Source organism: Collinsella sp. LCP19S3_B7 (genome assembly GCF_052121795.1).
GTDB lineage: Bacteria > Actinomycetota > Coriobacteriia > Coriobacteriales > Coriobacteriaceae > Collinsella.
On sequence record NZ_JBQKDO010000005.1, the window covers coordinates 1 to 19,450 of the forward strand.

General features: G+C 61.2%; 15 protein-coding genes. 9 read left to right on the plus strand and 6 right to left on the minus strand.

Features of this window, described 5'->3' with window-relative positions; genetic code table 11:
* Positions 1-309 precede the first annotated feature (309 nt).
* Positions 310-1,872 (minus strand): cation:proton antiporter domain-containing protein, encoded by a 1,563-nt coding sequence (locus ACTQW0_RS03190; protein WP_427794183.1) that lies wholly within the window; start codon positions 1,870-1,872, stop codon positions 310-312.
* Between the two features lie 184 nt (positions 1,873-2,056).
* On the opposite strand from ACTQW0_RS03190, the gene ACTQW0_RS03195 reads away from it, so the two are divergent.
* The 3 genes from ACTQW0_RS03195 (at position 2,057) to ACTQW0_RS03205 (ending at position 7,820) form a co-directional block, all read left to right on the plus strand.
* Positions 2,057-5,803, plus strand: a complete 3,747-nt coding sequence (locus tag ACTQW0_RS03195; RefSeq protein ID WP_441566912.1) for a phosphoribosylformylglycinamidine synthase — start codon at positions 2,057-2,059, stop codon at positions 5,801-5,803.
* A gap of 100 nt (positions 5,804-5,903) precedes the next feature.
* A complete protein-coding gene (locus ACTQW0_RS03200; RefSeq protein ID WP_441566914.1) occupies positions 5,904-6,839 on the plus strand; it encodes a DMT family transporter in 936 nt (311 codons plus the stop codon).
* A gap of 135 nt (positions 6,840-6,974) precedes the next feature.
* The gene (locus ACTQW0_RS03205; protein WP_441566916.1) at positions 6,975-7,820 is read left to right on the plus strand and encodes a hypothetical protein; all 846 of its coding nucleotides are present in this window, start codon (positions 6,975-6,977) and stop codon (positions 7,818-7,820) included.
* On the opposite strand, the gene ACTQW0_RS03210 is transcribed toward ACTQW0_RS03205, so the two are convergent.
* Together ACTQW0_RS03210 and ACTQW0_RS03215 are read right to left on the minus strand one after the other, a co-directional pair.
* The gene (locus ACTQW0_RS03210) at positions 7,817-8,968 is read right to left on the minus strand and encodes a diguanylate cyclase domain-containing protein (RefSeq protein ID WP_441071042.1); all 1,152 of its coding nucleotides are present in this window, start codon (positions 8,966-8,968) and stop codon (positions 7,817-7,819) included. The genes ACTQW0_RS03205 and ACTQW0_RS03210 overlap by 4 nt on opposite strands.
* Before the next feature lie 150 nt (positions 8,969-9,118).
* Positions 9,119-10,141: a 2-keto-3-deoxygluconate permease gene (locus ACTQW0_RS03215; protein WP_441566918.1), complete on the minus strand. Its 1,023-nt coding sequence runs from the start codon at positions 10,139-10,141 to the stop codon at positions 9,119-9,121.
* A 514-nt stretch (positions 10,142-10,655) separates the two neighbouring features.
* Between ACTQW0_RS03215 and ACTQW0_RS03220 the strand changes: the two genes are divergently transcribed.
* Positions 10,656-11,468 (plus strand): HD domain-containing protein, encoded by an 813-nt coding sequence (locus ACTQW0_RS03220; RefSeq protein WP_441547069.1) that lies wholly within the window; start codon positions 10,656-10,658, stop codon positions 11,466-11,468.
* On the opposite strand, the gene ACTQW0_RS03225 is transcribed toward ACTQW0_RS03220, so the two are convergent.
* Genes ACTQW0_RS03225 through ACTQW0_RS03235 form a run of 3 tightly spaced genes read right to left on the minus strand, consistent with a single transcriptional unit; the run spans position 11,465 to position 15,090 of the window.
* Entirely contained in the window at positions 11,465-12,670 is a 1,206-nt protein-coding gene (locus tag ACTQW0_RS03225; protein WP_441566920.1) for an FAD-binding protein, read from the minus strand. The genes ACTQW0_RS03220 and ACTQW0_RS03225 overlap by 4 nt on opposite strands.
* Positions 12,671-13,486, minus strand: coding sequence for an electron transfer flavoprotein subunit beta/FixA family protein (locus tag ACTQW0_RS03230; RefSeq protein ID WP_441048480.1), 816 nt, complete (start codon positions 13,484-13,486; stop codon positions 12,671-12,673).
* A 2-nt stretch (positions 13,487-13,488) separates the two neighbouring features.
* A complete protein-coding gene (locus ACTQW0_RS03235) occupies positions 13,489-15,090 on the minus strand; it encodes an FAD-binding oxidoreductase (RefSeq protein WP_441566922.1) in 1,602 nt (533 codons plus the stop codon).
* A gap of 344 nt (positions 15,091-15,434) precedes the next feature.
* Between ACTQW0_RS03235 and ACTQW0_RS03240 the strand changes: the two genes are divergently transcribed.
* The 5 genes from ACTQW0_RS03240 (at position 15,435) to ACTQW0_RS03260 (ending at position 19,403) form a co-directional block, all read left to right on the plus strand.
* The gene (locus ACTQW0_RS03240; protein WP_154517147.1) at positions 15,435-15,731 is read left to right on the plus strand and encodes a hypothetical protein; all 297 of its coding nucleotides are present in this window, start codon (positions 15,435-15,437) and stop codon (positions 15,729-15,731) included.
* Complete coding sequence (locus ACTQW0_RS03245) at positions 15,728-16,237, plus strand: hypothetical protein (RefSeq protein ID WP_427719604.1); 510 nt, start codon at positions 15,728-15,730, stop codon at positions 16,235-16,237. Before ACTQW0_RS03240 ends, ACTQW0_RS03245 begins: the two co-directional genes overlap by 4 nt.
* 87 nt (positions 16,238-16,324) lie before the next feature.
* On the plus strand, positions 16,325-16,927 hold the full coding sequence (locus tag ACTQW0_RS03250) for a hypothetical protein (protein WP_441566924.1): 603 nt from the start codon (positions 16,325-16,327) through the stop codon (positions 16,925-16,927).
* 280 nt (positions 16,928-17,207) lie between these two features.
* Positions 17,208-18,599: a hypothetical protein gene (locus tag ACTQW0_RS03255; RefSeq protein ID WP_441566926.1), complete on the plus strand. Its 1,392-nt coding sequence runs from the start codon at positions 17,208-17,210 to the stop codon at positions 18,597-18,599.
* Positions 18,600-18,686: 87 nt separating this feature from the next.
* A complete protein-coding gene (locus ACTQW0_RS03260) occupies positions 18,687-19,403 on the plus strand; it encodes a DUF554 domain-containing protein (RefSeq protein WP_441566928.1) in 717 nt (238 codons plus the stop codon).
* Positions 19,404-19,450: the final 47 nt, after the last annotated feature.

Consider the following 19,450-nt stretch of genomic DNA (forward strand, 5'->3'; position numbering starts at 1 on the left):
CCGATACAATACGGAGAGGCGCAGCGATGCGCTCGGCGGCCGCACGCCGGCCGAGTTCCGCGCCGCGCTGGGAAGGGCCGCGTAACGGTCCAAGAAATCGTCCGCAGTCCCGCCTTTGATTCGGAAAGCGCATCCCATTTTGAACCTTCAGACTGGGACGCGCTTTCCGGCAGGAGTCCAAAGCGGAAACCGCATCCCACTCTGGGCGTCCATTCTGGGATGTGACTTCCCGATGGGGGCCGATGAGGAAACTGCGTCCCGTTTCGGGTCTTTAAAGCGGGACGCGGCTTCCCCTAGGGAAGCATCTCGTTATTTGCCGTCGTCGTCCTGGGCTTCATCGCGCGCGTAGAGCTCCAGCATGCGGCGGCGGTATTCGCGCACGGCGAGCTTGGCGCGCTCCAGGCGGCGGCGCTCACGCGGAGTCAGCTTGGACGGGTCGATCTCGTCGCCATAGGTCTTCTCAGCCAGCAAATGAGCGGCGTCCACGATGCGGGCATCGATGTGGCCGCTTGCCGCCTCGGTCGAGAGGCGGTCAGCAATGGAATCAAGGGTAGGTATGCCGTCGAGCGAACGCCCATGGCCATGCGAGGTCAAAAGCTCATGCTCGCGCGCGAGCAGGCTCGCTAGGTCGTGGTGAGCGCGCAGGATATCGAGTGCGTCGGCAGGGTGCTCGGCGACCTCTGCCACGGCAGTGGCCGGCGCGGCATCGACCACGCGATAGAAGAGCTGCGCGAGCAGCGGCATCAAGAACACCGTGATGGCACCGGCGGCTACCATAACCGAGGCGACGTCTTGCGACAGAGCGCCTGCGTTGACGGCCACACTCGTCACGGCAACGATGATCGGCAGGGCCGTGGTGCAGTACAGAGCCACGGTAATGCGGCCATACGCCGAAACGTCACGTGTCGCGGGACAAATGCTCATAGAGACAAGGATCGGCACGGCGCGAATGATCAGCAACGCCGCGATAAAGCCCACGAGCAGACCCGGGCGCGACGCCACGGCCGTCAGGTCAATCTTTGCGCCCGACACGGTAAAGAACACCGGAATCAAAAAGCCATAGGCCAGGCCATCGAGCTTGGTCTCGAGCGTATGGTTGCCCTCGGGGATGATATAGCGCAGGACAAAGCCAGCGGCAAAAGAGCCCAACACGATGTCGAGGTCAAAGATGGCGGAAAATGCCACGAGTGTGACCAGAATGAGCACCGTCAGGCGCACGAATGTCTGCGACGTCGTGTCGGCCCGTTCCTCGACAAACGCAAAGAAGCGGCTGCCGACGCGCTTGGAGCGGCTCGGAACCACGGCCAACAGCACACAGACCAGTGCAAACAAGCCAAGGATCACGAGCGTCTGGATACCAGTACGAGCGGAGAGCAGCACCGACATGGCAAGCACGGGACCGAGCTCTCCCCACGTGCCATAGGCAAGGATGGAGTCACCCACACGCGTGCCGGTCAGCGAACGCTCACGCATGATGGGCACGAGCGTGCCGAGCGCCGTCGAAGTGAGCGCCAGCGTCACGGCGATACCGTCGAAATGGCTGACCGAGAACCACGGGGTAAAGCGCACGGCAAGCCAGGCGATGCCAAACGTGACGACCCACGTCGCCATACCGTAGCGTCCCTCGACGCCCGTGATGTTCTTGGGGTCGATCTCAAAGCCGGCAAGCAGGAACAAAAAGGCCAGACCGAGCTCGGAAACAAGCGATACCTCGGCATCTACATGGATGACGCCGAGCATGTGAGGTCCCAGCACCGCGCCGAACACGAGCAAAAAGACCGTCTCGGGAACGGGCTTTCCGGGAATCGCCGATGCGATAAAGGGGCTTGCGAAAGCCACAAGCGCGATGATGGCGAGCGAAACGAATGCCATGTGATGCCTTTCTCTTGTTTGCGCTTCACTGTAGCACCCTCGCCGTCCTCAATACGCCATGAGCTGTCGTATCATAGTGACGTTTACAAACATGTGGCTCAAGGCGACCGCGAGGCTTGTCCCGCAAACCGACCGCTGCCGCATACCGCACCGTACGCCCAACCGATCAGGAAGGCAGGAACCAATGGTCTCTCGTATTTACGTGGAGAAGAAACCCGGGTTCGACGTCGAGGCTCAGCAGCTCAAGGGCGAGCTGACCGAAATTCTCGGCATCAAGGGCATCGAGGCCCTGAGGATCATCAACCGCTACGACGTCGAGGGCATCGACGAGGAGCTTTTCCGCTCCTGCGTTCCGACCGTCTTTAGCGAGCCCCAGGTCGATGTGACCTACGACGAACTCCCCGCAAGCGATGGCGCCGTCTTTGCCGTCGAATTCCTGCCTGGCCAGTTTGACCAGCGCGCCGACTCCGCCAGCGAGTGCGTGCAGCTCATCAGCCAGGGCGAGCGCCCCGCCGTGCGCTCCGCCAAGGTCTATATGATCTCGGGCGCTCTGGACGAAGCCGCCATCGAGGCCATCAAGCACTACGTGGTGAATCCCGTCGAGGCCCGCATCGCCTCGCTCGACCTACCCGAGACGCTGTACATGGAGACCCCCGAGCCCCAGCCCGTCGAGGTGCTCGACGGCTTCCGCGAACTCGACGAGGCCGGCCTTGCCGCCTTTATCTCCGAGCGCGGCCTTGCCATGGACGAGGCGGACATCGCCTTCTGCCAGCAGTACTTCCGCGATGAGGACCGCGACCCCACCATCACCGAGATCCGCGTGATCGACACCTATTGGTCCGACCACTGCCGCCACACCACCTTCGGTACCGTCCTGGACGACGTGACAATCGATGACGCCGTGGTACAGCAGGCCTTCGACCGCTATATGGAGATGCGCCACGAGCTCGGTCGCGACGCCAAGCCCGTCTGCCTCATGGACATGGGCACCATCGGTGCCAAGTACCTTAAGAAGACCGGCGTCATGACCGATGTCGACGAGTCCGAGGAGATCAACGCCTGCACCGTCAAGGTGAAGGTCGATGTCGACGGCGAGGACCAGGACTGGCTGTTCCTGTTTAAGAACGAGACCCACAACCACCCGACCGAGATCGAGCCCTTCGGCGGTGCCGCCACCTGCGTGGGCGGCGCCATCCGCGACCCGCTCTCTGGCCGCAGCTATGTGTACCAGGCCATGCGCGTCACCGGCGCCGGCGACCCCACCGTCCCGGTCTCCGAGACGCTCGAGGGCAAGCTGCCGCAGCGCAAGCTCGTGACCACCGCTGCCGCCGGCTACTCCAGCTACGGCAACCAGATCGGCCTTGCCACCGGTCAGGTCAACGAACTCTATCACCCCGGCTACGTGGCCAAGCGCATGGAGGTCGGCGCCGTCGTGGGCGCCACCCCGGCAAACCACGTGCGTCGCGAGTGCCCCGCCCCCACCGACAAGATCATCCTGCTGGGCGGCCGCACCGGCCGTGACGGCATCGGCGGTGCCACCGGCTCCTCCAAGACCCAGAATACCGATTCCATCGAAACCTCGGGTGCCGAGGTCCAGAAGGGCAACGCCCCGGTCGAGCGCAAGCTGCAGCGTCTGTTCCGCCGCGGCGACGCCTGCCGCCTGATCAAGCGCTGCAACGACTTTGGCGCCGGCGGCGTCTCGGTCGCCGTGGGCGAGCTTGCCGACGGCCTGTATGTCGACCTGGACACCGTGACCAAGAAGTACGACGGCCTGGACGGAACCGAGCTCGCTATCTCCGAGTCCCAGGAGCGCATGGCCTGCGCCGTCGCCGACGGTGACGTCGAGGAGTTCATGGGTTATGCCGCCGAGGAGAACCTGGAGGCGACCGTCATCGCCGAGGTTACCGCCGAGCCGCGCATGCGTATGGCCTGGAACGGCGTCGCCATCGTCGATCTGTCCCGCGAGTTCCTCAACTCCAACGGCGCACCCAAGCACCAGGTCGCCCACGTGTGTGCCCGTAGCGTGTGGCAACCCAGCTGGGCCGGCACCACGCTTGCCGAGCGCATGACCTCGCTTGTCACCGATCTCAACGTCGCCTCCAACAAGGGCCTTTCCGAGCGCTTCGACTCCACCATCGGTGCCGCTACCGTGCTCATGCCCTTTGGCGGCAAGACGCAGCTCACCCCGAGCTCTGCCATGGTCGCCAAGTTCCCCGTGGACGGCGAGACCACCACGGCGAGCGCTATGGCATGGGGCTTCAACCCCTACCTGATGGAGGCCGACCAGTTTGCAGGCGCCTACCTGTCCGTGGTCGAGTCCATCGCCAAGCTCGTTGCCGCCGGCTTTGAGCACAAGCGCGCCTACCTCTCCTTCCAGGAGTACTTTGAGCGCCTGCGCACCGAGCCCGAACGTTGGGGCAAGCCCATGGCAGCCGTCCTGGGCGCCCTTATGGCCCAGGTCGACCTGGGTGCCGGCGCCATCGGCGGCAAGGATTCCATGAGCGGCTCGTTTGAGGACGAGGCCGGCGAGCTCAACGTTCCGCCGACCCTGATCAGCTTCGCTGTCGCCGTGGGCCGTGCCGCCCGCGCCGTCTCCCCCGAGTTTAAGGGCCTCACGCACCGCGTCGTTCGCATCGCCCCCGCCACCTACGGCGAGGACTACCGCCCCGATGCCCAGCAGCTGCTCGCCGCGTTTGACGCCGTCGAGGCGCTCACCGCTACCGGCGACGCCCTGGCCGTCTCCACGCCCGGCTACGGCTGCGGCGCCGAGAGCCTCTTTAAGATGTGCGTCGGCAACCAGATCGGTATCGAGCTTGCCGAAGATGTGGACGTGGAGAGCCTCTTCACCCCGCTCTACGGCAGCTTTATCGTCGAGCTCGCCGAGGACGCCGAGCTGCCCGAGGTCGCCGACGGCGTTGTCGTCGAGCCCCTGGGTACCACCGTCGAGGGCTATGTCATCGACACCGGCTCCGAAGTCATCGAGCTCGCCGAGCTCCAGGAGGCCTGGGAGAGCGGTATCGAGGGCGTCTTCGCCTACCGCAGCGCCGGCGAGACCCCCGAGGTCGAGGCCATCGACTTCCGCGCCAAGGATATCCACGTGTACGGCGGCGCCAAGATCGCCCGCCCGCGCGTGATCATCCCTGTGTTCCCCGGCAACAACTGCGAGTACGATAGCGCCCGCGCCTTCCGCGCCGCCGGCGCCGAGGCCGACACCTTCGTGATCAACAACCTCACGCCCGAGGCCGTCGCCGAGAGCACCCACGAGCTCGCCCGTCGCATCCGTGCAAGCCAGATCGTCATGATTCCCGGCGGCTTCTCGGGCGGCGACGAGCCCGACGGCTCCGCCAAGTTCATCACGGCGTTCTTCCGCGCTCCCGAGGTCACCGAGGCAGTCCGCGACCTGCTCAAGGCCCGCGACGGCCTGATGCTGGGCATCTGCAACGGCTTCCAGGCCCTGATCAAGCTCGGCCTGGTGCCCTACGGCGACATCGTCGACGCCACGCCCGATGCGCCCACGCTGACGTTCAACACCATCGGTCGCCATCAGAGCCGTCTGGTGCGCACCCGCATCTCGTCCAACCTGTCCCCGTGGCTGTCGCAGTGCAGTCTGGACGACCCCTACACCGTCGCCATCAGCCACGGCGAGGGCCGCTTTGTCGCCAACGATGAAGTGCTCGCCCAGCTGATCGCCAACGGCCAGGTCGCCACGCAGTACGTGGGCGAGGATGGCAAGCCCAGCATGGATCTCTCCGTCAACCCCAACGGCTCCGTGCTCGCCATCGAGGGCATCACGAGCCCCGACGGCCGCGTCCTGGGCAAGATGGGCCATGCCGAGCGTCGCGGCGACAACCTGTACCGCAACGTGCCCGAGCATGTCCCCGGCGATAAGTTCATGCCGATCTTTGAGAGCGGCGTAGCCTACTTCGCTTAAATACGTTCCCATCGGGTACAATCCCCTCGGGTAACAACACCCGCCACCGGCACACCCGGTGGCGGGTTCTTTTTTACTTCGCGCATACAGGAAGGACATCATGGAAAGCCGCAAGCCGTATCTCGCCACCCTGCCCGGACTCATCCTGGGCTGCCTCGTCTGCTGCGCACTCTGGGGGTCGGCTTTCCCCTGCATCAAGATCGGCTACGAGCTCTTTGGCATCCCCGCGCACGATAGCGCCTCGCAGCTGCTCTTTGCGGGCTTGCGCTTCACGCTTGCCGGCGCCCTGGTTATCGTTGGGATGAGCACGGCCCAGCGCTGCCCACTCGTTCCACAGGCTCGCGACATTAAGCCCATCTGCATCCTGTCGCTCTTCCAGACTATCGGGCAGTACTTCTTTTTCTACCTGGGACTCTCGCGCGCCAGCGCCATGTCGAGTTCCATCATCGAGGCCAGCGCCAACTTCCTCGCCATCCTCTTTGCCGCTCTGGCGTTTCGCACCGAAAAGCTCGATGCGACCAAGGTGCTCGGCTGCGTACTGGGCTTTGCCGGCGTCGCATTCGTCAACCTTTCGGGTGCGGACGGCACCTTTGGCTTTACACTCGACGGCGAGGGATTTATCTTGGCTTCCACTATTGCGGGCGCCCTGTCGACCTGCCTCATTGGCATCTTCTCGCGCGAGCATGACGGCGTCTTGCTCGCCGGCTGGCAGTTTTTGGTCGGCGGTTTGGTCCTTACCGCCATCGGGTTTTTGATGGGCGGCGCGCTATTCCCCACCGAAATCGCCCCCGCCATCGCGCTCATCATTTATATGGCGCTCATTTCCGCCGTCGCGTACTCGCTGTGGTCCCGCCTACTCGCCGTCAACCCCGTTAGCCGCGTTTCGGTCTTTGGCTTTATGAACCCGGTCTTTGGCGTGCTGTTGAGCGCGTTGTTGCTCGGAGAGGGCGCTGGCACGAGCCCCGTTACCGTAATTGTGGCCCTGCTCTTGGTCTGCGGTGGCATCATCATTGTCAACAAACCTAAAAAGGCCTAACAAACCACCCCGTTTGGAAAAGGGCAGCTCTCACTTTAGCTTAATGGAGTACACTGTATCTCGTTGATTTCGTACCGAGTCGCGGCGGCAAACGCCGTCTTGCCGTAACGCGCCGGCGACATCGAGGGGATACAGATGCATAAGAAACTGGTTATGGGAAACCAGGCCTTTGCGTATGCCGCGCTTGCGGCGGGCGTTCGCGTGGTCGCCGGTTACCCGGGCACGCCGTCGACGGAACTTGTCGAGACAGTTGCCAAACTCAAGGCCCAAGGTAGTGCCGAGGGTGTCCACGTCGAGTGGTCGACCAACGAAAAAGCCGCGCTCGAGGTGCTGGCAGGTGCATCGTATGCAGGAGCGCGCTGCCTTTTTACCTGCAAACAAGTTGGACTAAACGTTGCCTCCGACCCGCTCATGAGCCTCAACTACGTGGGCATCAAGGGCGGCCTGGTGCTGTTTGTTGCCGATGATCCCGGCCCCATCTCCTCTCAAACCGAGCAGGATACGCGCCGCTTTGCCGCATTTGCGAAGATCCCCGTGCTCGATCCGCAAAATCTGGAGCAGGGTTACGCGATGATGCAAGAGGCATTTGAAATCTCGGAGCGCTACCATACGCCCGTTATCGTGCGCCCCACCACCCGCGTATGTCACGCCTCAACCTATTTGGAGGTACCCGAGCATACCGTCGCACATCCCGCTGGCACCTTTGAGAAGGATCCCAAATGGGTTATCTTCCCGCGCCGTTCGTTTGCCGCCCATGGCGAGGTTAACGAGCGCCTGCCGCAGATTGCAGACGCCTACTCCAGCGGCAAGGCCGCAGACGCGTTTAACCCCATCGAAAACCATGGCGATGCCACGCCGCGCCTGGTGAGCTGCCGCGCTCCGAGAAAAAGACGAGGCGCATCTTCGACAGCCGATACTAGTCCCCGAAAGCGCAGAAGGGGCGCACGACCATCGCAACGGTCGTGCGCCCCTTTTTTCTAGCGTATCTGGACGCCGACTTTCTTCTTCTCGCGCTTTACGCGGTAGAGCTCCGCGTCGGCAGCACGGAGCAAGTCTTGCCAGGTATCGACGCCATCACCAACCCGTGCGTAGCCGATGGACATCCGCAACAGATACGGAACCTCGGCGCGCGCGAGCTCGTCGTTGATTGCCGCGCACAGATGCAAGATATCCTGCTCCGCTATCGCCTTTTGAAGCACCACGAACTCATCGCCGCCATAACGCGCGATAAAGCTACCAGACGCCGAGCAGACTTCTTTGAGCGCAGCGGATATGACCTGAAGAGCATGGTCGCCCTCCACATGTCCATAGCGGTCGTTAATCTGCTTAAAGCCGTCGGCGTCCATCACAAGCAGATACACGTCTTTGGCCTGATCCACATTTGAGAAGAGCGACAGTATATAGGTCTCAAAACGGTTGCGATTGTTGAGGCCAGTCAACGGGTCGGTCGAGATGAGCTGCTCCTGGAAGACAATGTAGAGCAGCAATATGCTAATCATTATGCCGACACAAAGGCCGGGCACCGAGTATACGACCTGAAAGGTACCGCCCACCAGGGCCGGAATGGCGAAAAATGCCAAGGTTCGATAGATGGTCTTCGTCTGCAGGCTCTCGACCCTGCGAGACTGCACAAACGCATGTAGGGACGTATGTAGAACGTAACAGTAGCTGACAATGGGCTGGATCATATAAGCAGAGCCGCGACTATACACGCCCTGCGAATCGATATAGAACAGGGCGTGCGTCCAGTAACTGGTAAACGCCAGCACGACCACCAGAACCGTAGGCGACGCTACAAGCACCACCCTATAGCGCGAGGCCAAAAGGCGAGAACCCTGCACCGTCTCGGAATAGATAAACCAAATGAGACACACGATGGCAAAGAGCGAAAACGAAACCGCGTTGGAAATCCAGTTGACAGCAATGCCCAACGTGCCGTCCACACCATCCAATAGCACCCAGATCATATCGAATAATATGTACGCGGCAGAGGTGTAGCCAAGCATGCTAAACAATAGCTGCTGGGTGCTCGAGAACAAGGAGCGACGACTCCGCACGGCAAGCCCGATAAGAACAATCATGCTTAGCAGGAATATCTCAATCTTGAGCGCCTTAACCACCAGGCCCATCTCCCCATCATCAAACCGACAGCGCTTCTCCGAGCCGCACGCATCACCATAACTCCCCCAATACAGAGGGGAATGAGGGAATAATACCAGAGCGCCCGGGCGCTCTCACGGCGCGAGTTGCACGCCAGCATCATTGATGGGCGCCGATGGCTACTCGCCATCGATGTCGGCCGCGACGGCTTCCTCGATGGCCTCGACACCGGCGGGCGACAGGTCTTCCTTGCCCTGGCAGAACTTCTTATCGACCCAACCGGTCAGAATCGGAGCCATGATTGCCGTGATGATGACGGCGGTGGCGATCTGAGCGTATGCGGCGGGCGCAAGCTCGGCATAGCGCGGCGCGACCTCGGCAAGAGCAACCGGCGTGGTCATAGCCGTGCCGGCGATGGTGGAACAAGCCACGGCGGCTTTGCCGTTACCGCCGCACAGGCGCTCGAACGCAAAGGTGATGGGGCCGACGACAAACAACGTGACAAGGCCCAGCAAGATGCCGGAAATGCCGCCGGTGATAAAGCTCGACAGGCTCATAGACGCACCGAGCTGAAATCCGATGACGGCGATCGCAGGATTGGTGCCGGGAACCAGCAGGTTCTTGATGAACGGGAAGAGGTTGCCCAAAACCATGCCAATCACGAGCGGCAGGATGGAACCGATGATGGTGCCAACGGGAATGTTGGCAAGACCAGAGACACCAAGAATGATCATGGTAACCGCAGGGCCCGCCGTGAAGAACAGGATGCCCACGGCGCCCTGCTCGGACTCGTCGCCAAACTCGCCCATGATGCCCGTGTAGAGCGCCATGTTGCAAAACGTAATGCCGCCGATGATGGAAACCGAGCTCAGGCCCAAAAAGTTGTCGTTAAAGAAATACGCAACGCTCAAGCCCAGCACGGCTGCCACCACAAGCTTAGGAATCAGTACGACGATGCCGGTCTTGATGGCACCCGGCGTGGACTTAAAGCTGATGCCGGCACCCACGAACAACAGGATCGCGGCGACGATGGTATTGGAACCGCCGCGGCAGGCGGCGGTAAAGAAGCCGCCGATCTCGAAGACCTGCGGGCAGAAGGTATTGAGCGAAAGGCCGACGATCATCGGGTAGATCATGATGTCACCCGGAATGCGCGGTACTTTGAATTTCTTTTGCTCGTTGGCGATCGCTTCCTGTGCCATGAAACCCCCATTTCCGCCGACGCAGAACAAAAGCCCACGTCATGCTTTGCTACAGTAAAGTTTGACCATGGTACCAGAAGAAGCAGACCGGCTCGGTGAGAAATCCGATTCGTTGGGCCCGGACGGCAAACGCACCCCACTCCTATACGAGGCTCAAAACGATATAGAGCCCGATACCCGAGACGCAGCACCACAACATCGACTTTGTCTTGATTGCCACCGCAACGACGCCGACAGCCGCTGCGAAAAGAGCAGGCAAATAAAGAGCGATGTGCAGACAAAACCCGCAATAGCGGTGGGGACATCGACAACGGCGCACCTATCGCAACATAGGCAAGCATCACCGGCCAGACGGTTTTAACGATTTTGAGCACCGTAGCGTTCCTCGTCCCGACAAGCTTTCCGAGCCGCATTCGACGACATGGCAGAATCATCGCCCGGCGGCAACCGAGTTCACCTACAATTGCCACCGGATCGAAAGACACAGAAAGACACAGCTTTTTAGGAAGTCGTTATGACAGCTATCGATCGAACGGGGGCAATCGCGGCCTTCAGGACCTACACCGATGCCTACGATGCCGCCAATCCGCGTATCGCGCTCAAAATCGAGCATACGTACCACGTTGCCGAGGCATGTAATGCCGTGGCACGCGAGCAGGGCTGGTCACCGCAGGACATTGACCTGGCGTGGCTTTGTGGGCTGTTGCACGATATGGGCCGCTTTGAGCAGCTGCGACGCTGGGACACGTTTAAGGATGCCGAGAGCATGAGCCATGCGAAGTTGGGCCTCGAGGTCCTTTTTGGCAAAAACCCTGCAGACGCGCCCGCGGCAACAAGTATCCGCGACTTTATCGACAGCCCGGCAGAAGACGAGCTCATCCGCGCGAGCATCGCCTATCACAGTGACTTTCGCCTGCCGGCACAACTCGACGAGCGTACACGGTGCTTCTGCGATATCGTGCGCGATGGCGACAAAATCGACATTATGCGCACCATCGCCGACAGCACCGTCGACACCATCCTCAAGGTGGATGAGGACGCATTTCTCGCCAGCCACTTCTCGGCGCCGACGTTGGCCGCCTTTGACGAGCACCGCTGCGTCGCACGTGATGAACGCGACGAGCCCGCGGACTACCTGGTAGGACTCATCTGCTTTATGTTTGAGCTCGTCTATCCGGCGAGCCGCGCGCTGGCGCGCGAGCAGGGCGATATCTACCGCCTGCTCGACGCGCCCTTTGGTATTACGCAGCCCTTTACCGATCCCGCCACACAGGCAACCTGGAGCCGTCTTAGGGAAGAGATGCGCGACTGGCTGGCGCGCGCCTAGCGCTCAAGCTGGGCTAGCAGCTCCTCGACGACCTCGACGGCATCACCGACAACCTTGTACTGGGCAGCACCAAAGATGGGGGCATCCGGGTCCTCGTTGATGGCGATAATGCATTCCGCCCCACCGATGCCGGCAAGATGCTGGATGGCGCCCGAAACACCAATACTCACAAGAATCTTGGGCGAAACCGATACGCCCGTCTGGCCAATCTGATGGCGATACTCCAACCAGCCGGCCTCCACGACGGGTCGCGTGCAGCCAAGCTCGGCTCCCAGAGCCTCGGCGAGCCTTCGCATCAGCGGCAGGTTTTTCTTGGAACCAATGCCGCGACCTACCACGACCAGGCGCTCGGCATCGGCGATTGAAGCCTGCTGTCCCCACTCCTCGGCGGGAATCGAGATCTCGACACGAGCCTTAGCATCATCCGCAAGTGCTATCTGGGTGATCGTGCCGGAGCGGCCGTAGTCAAAGTCGGGCGCCTTAAAGATGCCGGGGCGCACCGTTGCCATCTGGGGACGATGATTGGGGCAGACGATGGTGGCCATCAGGTTGCCGCCAAACGCCGGACGCGTCTGTTGCAGCAGCCCCGTCTCCGTATCCATCGAAAGCACGGTGCAGTCAGCCGTAAGGCCCGTCTGCAAACGCACGGCAACGCCGGGTGCCAGTTCGCGGCCAAAGGCGGTCGCTCCGTACAGAATGGCCTCGGGCTTGCGCTCTGCCACCAAATCGCAGATGAGCCGGGCGTAGACCTCCACATCGTTCTGGCGCAGACGCTCGTCGCGACAGATCAGGACCTCGTCTGCACCGGCGCAAACCAGATGCTCCAGGTCACCGAGAGAACCCTCGGGGCCCATGCCGACCAGCGCCACCAGGCGACAGCCGCGTGTATCCGCAAGCTCGCGGCCCTTGCCCATGAGCTCGAAGGCAACGGGAGCCACCGTATCGTGCTCGTCGGTCTGCGCGAATACCCAAATGTCTCGATATGCATCGAGGTCAACCGCGCCGGCGGCCTCGTCGCGCTCGATCGAAATGGCATTGACGGGGCAAGCGTCGACGCACCCGCCGCATAGGATGCAGCCGTCGGTTACGCGGGCGCAACGGTTGGGCCGCTCGCCTTCCACTACGATGCCGCCCGAGGCACAGGCGCGAACGCAGCGACCACAGCCGATACAGGCTTCGCTATCGATAACCAGTCCGCTCATCTATGCCATCCCCTCGATAATCTTGGCAAGTTTCGCCGCCTGCTCGGACGCCGTTCCGTCAACGGCCTCGCACGTTTGGTTGCGGTCGGGCACAAACGATCGCACGACCTGTGTCGGCGAGCCGGCAAGACCGCAGCGCGCGGGGTCGGCGTTCACGTCGGCAGCGTTGACCACGCGCACGTCCGCCTCCTCGGCCGCACGAATACCGGCGATACTCGGCATACGCAGTTGGCCAATCTCCTTGGCAGTCGTCATCGCGCACGGCATCTCAAGATAGACCGTCTCCTCGCCGGCATCGCAGCCGTGAACAAGCGCCAGTGAACCACAGGTCGTAAAGCCCGCACTCTGCACGCAGCTCACGTCGGTCACGCAGGGAATCTCGAAGGCACCGGCAAGCTCGGGACCAATCTGGGCCGTATCGCCGTCCACCGCCATCTTGCCGCAGATGAGCAGGTCGAAGTCCTCGTCGAGCGCCTCGATGCCGCACTTGAGGGCATAGGTGGTTGCCAGGGTATCGGCACCTGCAAAGGCGCGATCGGTTAGCAGCAGTGCGTCATCGGCGCCTCGGGCGATGCAGTCGCGCAATAGCGATTCAGTCGCGGGGATGCCCATCGACACCACCGTTACGCGCACGTCCATGCCAAAGCCGATAAAGTCGTCCTTCAGCGCCAGCGCGCATTCCAAAGCGCTCGCGTCAAAGGGATTAATGACCGCCTGCTTACCATCGCGCACGATGGTATTGGTCTTGGGGTCCATCTTGACCTCGGTGCTGCCCGGCACCGCCTTGACGCACACCACCATATGGAAATCGCTCATCTTCACGCGCCCCCTTTCTGGACGAGCTCATCCAAGAGCTTCTCCGAAAACAGGTTACCGCGGCCCAGCTGCCCGGCAGGATCGAGCTGGAGCTTGAGCCGCGCCGACTCGACCATGGCCTCGTGACCGTACATCGTCTCCAAGAAGCCCGCCTTGATCTTGCCGACGCCGTGTTCGGCGGAAACGGCGCCGCCCATGGCCGTGACCTCGGAAGCCCACTGGGCAAAGAGCTCTCCGCCGCGGCGGTAATCCTGCGCATCGCGCGGCAGAATGTTCACATGCAGATGGTTGTTACCGATGTGCCCCCAGGCGGCAGATTCAAGCCCACTTTCGGCCAACGTGCGGCGATAAAGGGCGATGACATCGGCCAAGCGTGCGTTGGGCACCGACATATCCGACCCCAGCTTGGTAATGGTGGGGTCCGTGCGGCGACGCTCGTCGATGAGCATGTTGACGCTCTCGGGCACCGCATGGCGGAAGAATCGCTGACACTCGCGATCGACCTCGGTGCGCGCGACCCATGTCGCATCGTCGCTGCCGCCCGCAAGCTCCAGTACCCACCCCAAGTGATACAGCTCCTCAGTCGCCTGGGCTTCGTCGTCGCAGTCGAGCTCCACGTAGACACAGACCTTGGCGTCTTTGTCGAGCGCCGGCAGCGAGGCGAACGCGGTCGACTGCTCGCGCTGACGACGCAGGATATCCAGGGCGCCCGCATCGAAATATTCGATGGCAGCCGCGTGGGACAGGACGGGACGTACAGAATCGGTGAAGGACACGGCCTTGTCTTCGCTGTCAAAGAAGCAGCTCACGCCCCAAACGACCGCAGGCGCCGCCTGCAGGGCAATCTCGAGCTCGGTGATGACGCCGAGTGTGCCACACGCACCGATAAACAGATCGATGGCATCCATATCGTCAGCAACGAAATAGCCCGAAGCATTCTTGGTCTTGGGCATGGTGTAGTCGGGAAGGTCGAGCTCGAGCGTGCGGCCCTGCACCGTGACGAGCGAAAGGCGACGACCCTGTGCAAAAACCTCGCCACGGTGAAGCTCGAGCAGGTCGCCATCGGTCAGCACGACATGAAGGCCCGTGACGTGAGGGCGCATGGGGCCGTAAGCGTAGCTACGGGCGCCGGAAGCGTTGCATGCCGCCATACCGCCCAGGCAGGCAGATGCCTCGGTGGGATCGGTAGGAAAGAATTGCTCGGGAGCTTCCTGGAACTCCTCGTAGGCCTCAAGCGATGCCTGGTCCCAGCCGGCAGTCGGCAGCACTTTCTTGCCCAGTTGCTTGCGCAGCTCAGACAGCACGACGCCGGGCGCCACGCGCAAAAGAAAGCGGCCCTGCTCATCGCGGCGAATGCCTAGGTAGCGATTCATGCGGGAAGTATTGAGAATGTGACCGCCATGAGGCACGGCGCCGGCGGCAAGACCGGTCCGGTCGCCCTGAACCGTCACCGGGACACGCTCGGCATGGAGCTTTTCCATAATGGCGCGGACCTCGTCCTCCGTTGTCGGAAACGAGATGCTCGAGGCCTCGCCCGATGTGCGAGACTCATCGCGACCATACTCTTCGAACTCGTCGGTGAAGGGTTTGATGGTTGCAGACACGCGAACTCCCCCTTTAGCTAACTACAGTGTTTGCAGGGAAATGTTACCGCATCGTTTCACCGACATGTTCGAGACCGTCTCCATAATTGACGTTTTTAACGTTCGCGCAATTCGGCGAACGGTGGAATTTTCGAGACAAGCGACGCTTTTGCCACACGTTGCCGCGCAGCCACAACATGTGCATTTATCAGTCAAAAATAGTTGAGATTTTTTTCACATGCTTTTACCTGCGGGGATATCGGCTCGTCAAGCAATTGGTTAGTTATTGGGCAAGTTGCGGCTGATACGGTCGGCATCGACAGCCAAACCAATAGGAGTTTTGGCCCCAGAGCAGGGAGGTTTCCATGGCATATTACTGGCCCCAATACGGTTTCGCCATCGAAGTCGATGACGACCCCTATCTCTTGCCTTTCGACGAAGATGCATTTCCAGGTACGGAGGTCTACCACGTCACCACCGATGTGATCTGCGACCCCGAGTCGTTCTCGGCGCTCGCCCACCACATCGCGCGTATCCACAACATCGAGCTCCCTCACGACTTCGACGAGCTCATCTACTCGCGCCGCCTGATGCTTCACATGCTCTTTGGAGCGGACCCGTCCACGTTCGCACGTGTCTACACCACCAAGGACGCCGCATGAGTGCGAAGAAGCCGCCCCGCCTTGCAGGACTGGGGCGTCGCAAGAAACTCGTCGTTGTCTGCCTGGCTGTCGTCTGCGCCCTCATCGCCGTAGGGCTATACGCCTGGCAGTCGCAGCCCGTGCCCGAAGCGGGCGCCTCAGTCACGACGGCAGAAGGTAAATCGCGCCAAGAAATCCAGGATGAGCTCGACGCCATCGTCCGCGACAACATGATGACGATCTCGGTCGCGCCGGTCGCACAGTTGCAGGAAGGCGGCAAGTTGCGCGTCAACGTGCAAAACGTCCAAGACAACAAGTTTCCCCAGCGCTTCCGCGTGATTCAAAACGACGAGACCATCTATGAGTCCGGTGTGGTCGAAGCCGGCAAGACGGTTGAGACCTGCCCCGCCGGCGATATCCAAGAAGGCGAGGCATATATCGAGATTCAGGCACTCGATGCCAAGACCTACGACACCCACGGCAATCCGACGCGCGTCAAAGTGCGGGTGGCACAGGCAGAAGGCTAGTGGCCGACGCGCTCGCAGGGGCAGCACCCTGTCCCCATTCGTCCAACCATCACGGAACCAGTCCGTGACGAGCAGAAAGGATCAATTATGAACACACCCATGAACCTGAGCGGAGCCAGGGCACTCGCCGTGGGCGCAGGGCTTACGCTCGCACTTGCGATGGGCGCCGCGCCAACGGCGGCCATGGCAGAGGTGCGCGTTGGAACCACCGATGTGACGGTGAAGGCCGACATTAGCAATGTTTCGTTTAAGGCGCCAACGGTCATCCCCTTTGCCGCCAAAGCCGACGGAACGCTTGTAGGACCCTCCGACGAGACGATTACCATCGACAACCTCTCGGCATACGGCATCCACGTCACCAACATGAAGGTCACGGCCCAGAACGACTGGACAATCGTTGCAGACGCAAAGACGGGCTCGGCCCAGAACTCCATCGATTTTAAGGTTGGCCCCGATGAGGCAGAAAAGGATGCCAGCTCGGCGACTCAGACTACGGGCCTCGATCTTTCCCAAGACGCAAGCTTCGACATGAAGTACAAGGACATTGGCGACGGAACGGACAAAATTAGGCTCAATGTGAGAGGCCACGTCGCCCGCGTCACGCGTGACATCTACCACGCCGCCGGTACGGGAGATCAAGTGGCAAGCATCACCTGGACGGTCGAGCCCGGTGCGCACGCCACGTCCTAAGGCGATTGCACTGGCCGCCATCGTCAGCATCTTGGCGTCCGCACCCGCAATGGCCTTTGCTCAACAAGAGCAAGCGCAGGCAGCCACAGAAGTGACCGTCGATCTTTCGGGCCTTAATCGCGGCAGCTGTCACGAGCCGCTCGTCCAGACGAGCGACACCCGGCAACTCATTGCGGTAGGCGTCGCCACGGTGGGAGCAGGACTGACGTGCCTTGGCCTGCACATCAAACGCAACCAATAGCCAAGCACGACCGGAGTACGCGGAATAGATAGGAGAACCATGGCACCCAAAAACCTTTTGCCCGTTGCCGCGCTCTGCGGCGCACTGGCGAGCGGTACGCCTCTCGCCGCTTGGGCGACGCCCGCCACGGCAAGCTCCTTACCGCAAGCTCTGAACCCCGCGTCGAATTCGTCGGGTATCATCGCCTGCCAACGTTTTTCGCTCGCACATGCCACGGTCCGAACCTCGGGATGCCTTCACCGCAATACGGTCGACTCGATAGTCGTGGATATCAATCGACCGGACAAGGAGAACGGCCCCCAGACAGGTTGCGCCATCTGCACATGGAAATCGGCTGCAGTCGACGCCGATGGCGACCCATGCGACTTAGAGCTGCGCATCGATATTGCCTCGGTCGATGACTCGGCGAACGGGGCAAAGGTCGTCTTCGACAGCGCGGCCCATGAAGAAGAAGGGGGTGTATGCCTGGGCTGCGTTCCCTCGAATGTCGATGGCGCGCAGCCCATCATCTCCTTTACGGCGTCGCTGCGGCTGACCAAGGCGGACACCGAAGCCATCGCAACGGGAGATGCGCCTTTGCTGTTCTACGCTGGCGACGCGGACGACCAAAAGGCTCAAAGCACCAGGCAGAAGGGCTCGCTTAACCTCACGCGCGGATCAGAACCCGCCCCCATCAATATCGATGCCCAGGAGCCGGGCGTGCAGCGCATTCTCGCCGATCCGGCGCTGCTCCAAATGACATGGCACGGAGTGGGATCCGTCGAGATTGCCGCTCCTATATCGAGCGATAATGACCAATCCCCCAAAGACGAGGACGCAGACGCACCGGCACATGTTGACGATGCATCATCAGAAGACAACGCTGCGGTTCCTCTCGAGAAGCCAAGCGGCAACGCCACCGAACTAGGCGATTCCCAACCGAAAGACGGCCTGGACTTTGCCGCTCCCCCAGGTGTCGACGAAGGCAACTGTTGCATGATGGTCGCGCTCGACCACACGGAAACCGTCGATGCTGCAAGCATTGAGCCAGTCGCTGCCAATGCGCCCCGCCGCAAAAATATCCTCATCGCATTCCCCAGCACCGTCGAGCTCGTCTTTTTGCCTTCGGGCGAAGTCGTCGCGCCTACGGCACTTACAGCAGTGGGAGCAAAGAGCGCATCGAACGATATCCAAGCTATCTCGGCACTTGATGCCACAACGACCGCCAAGTTACACCTTTATTCCGTTGCAGCAGACGGAACGCGAACCGAAGAATTCGACGGAACCAAGCTTTTGGTTCCTCGTCGCATCGGTATCCAAGAAGACGTCCCCTATCAAATGGAACTTGAAGGGTTCGATCGCGCACGAGATGCCGACATCATTGCCGCAGCCATCGAATCCCCACAGCACCTCATGACGCTGCGCTTCGACTTTAGCCCCATCCTGTCCTAGACCGCTAACCGTCGCTTGGCTCGGATACTGAGCGCCCCTCCCCGTTCTGCTACGATTGCCGCGTTGGCATCAATTACAGGAGGGTTCATGCCGGGTTTAGGAACGATCATCAACGTCGCGCTTTTGATCGCGGGCGGTCTGCTTGGCCTTATGGGCGGGCGCTTCATTACATCTCGCATCCAAGACACGCTCATGAAGGCGTCGGGGTTGTGTGTTCTGTTTATCGGCCTGGGCGGCACCATGCAAAAGATGCTCGTTATCGATGGAGAGGCGTTGGCGACCACCGGCACCACCATGCTTATCGTCTCATTTGCCCTCGGTTCGCTCATCGGCGAGGCCATCAACCTGGAGGCCGCCATCGAGAACCTCGGCGAATGGCTCAAGCGCAAAACCGGCAGCGAAGGCGACAACGAGTTTACCAACGCCTTTGTCTCGGCATCGCTCACCGTGTGTATCGGCGCCATGGCCATCGTAGGATCGATTCAGGACGGTCTGCTCGGCGACTGGTCCACGCTTGCCCTGAAGGGCGCGCTGGACTGCATCATCGTCTGCACCATGACGGCCTCGCTTGGCCGCGGCTGCATCTTCTCGGCCCTGCCCGTTGCCGTATTCCAGGGCACGATCACGCTTTTTGCCGGCGCACTCTCCCCCATCATGACCACCGCAGCCCTCGACAGCCTTTCGCTTGTGGGCTCTATGCTCATCTTCTGTGTTGGGGTTAACCTTATTCGACCTCAGACCTTCCGCACGGCCAACATGCTCCCCTCCGTCGTCGTGGCGGTCATCTACGCCCTCTTGTTCTAAATCTATCTACGTAGCGGTTTCTCGAACACCTGTTTGATGCTGTGCTA

What these genes read in the sequence shown, in the direction of transcription:
- ACTQW0_RS03190 (WP_427794183.1), bottom strand. Translation starts at nt 1,872, where the DNA reads ATGGCATTCGTTTCGCTCGCCATCATCGCGCTTGTGGCTTTCGCAAGC.
- ACTQW0_RS03195 (WP_441566912.1), top strand. Translation starts at nt 2,057, where the DNA reads ATGGTCTCTCGTATTTACGTGGAGAAGAAACCCGGGTTCGACGTCGAG.
- ACTQW0_RS03200 (WP_441566914.1), top strand. Translation starts at nt 5,904, where the DNA reads ATGGAAAGCCGCAAGCCGTATCTCGCCACCCTGCCCGGACTCATCCTG.
- ACTQW0_RS03205 (WP_441566916.1), top strand. Translation starts at nt 6,975, where the DNA reads ATGCATAAGAAACTGGTTATGGGAAACCAGGCCTTTGCGTATGCCGCG.
- ACTQW0_RS03210 (WP_441071042.1), bottom strand. Translation starts at nt 8,968, where the DNA reads ATGGGCCTGGTGGTTAAGGCGCTCAAGATTGAGATATTCCTGCTAAGC.
- ACTQW0_RS03215 (WP_441566918.1), bottom strand. Translation starts at nt 10,141, where the DNA reads ATGGCACAGGAAGCGATCGCCAACGAGCAAAAGAAATTCAAAGTACCG.
- ACTQW0_RS03220 (WP_441547069.1), top strand. Translation starts at nt 10,656, where the DNA reads ATGACAGCTATCGATCGAACGGGGGCAATCGCGGCCTTCAGGACCTAC.
- ACTQW0_RS03225 (WP_441566920.1), bottom strand. Translation starts at nt 12,670, where the DNA reads ATGAGCGGACTGGTTATCGATAGCGAAGCCTGTATCGGCTGTGGTCGC.
- ACTQW0_RS03230 (WP_441048480.1), bottom strand. Translation starts at nt 13,486, where the DNA reads ATGAGCGATTTCCATATGGTGGTGTGCGTCAAGGCGGTGCCGGGCAGC.
- ACTQW0_RS03240 (WP_154517147.1), top strand. Translation starts at nt 15,435, where the DNA reads ATGGCATATTACTGGCCCCAATACGGTTTCGCCATCGAAGTCGATGAC.
- ACTQW0_RS03245 (WP_427719604.1), top strand. Translation starts at nt 15,728, where the DNA reads ATGAGTGCGAAGAAGCCGCCCCGCCTTGCAGGACTGGGGCGTCGCAAG.
- ACTQW0_RS03250 (WP_441566924.1), top strand. Translation starts at nt 16,325, where the DNA reads ATGAACACACCCATGAACCTGAGCGGAGCCAGGGCACTCGCCGTGGGC.
- ACTQW0_RS03255 (WP_441566926.1), top strand. Translation starts at nt 17,208, where the DNA reads ATGGCACCCAAAAACCTTTTGCCCGTTGCCGCGCTCTGCGGCGCACTG.
- ACTQW0_RS03260 (WP_441566928.1), top strand. Translation starts at nt 18,687, where the DNA reads ATGCCGGGTTTAGGAACGATCATCAACGTCGCGCTTTTGATCGCGGGC.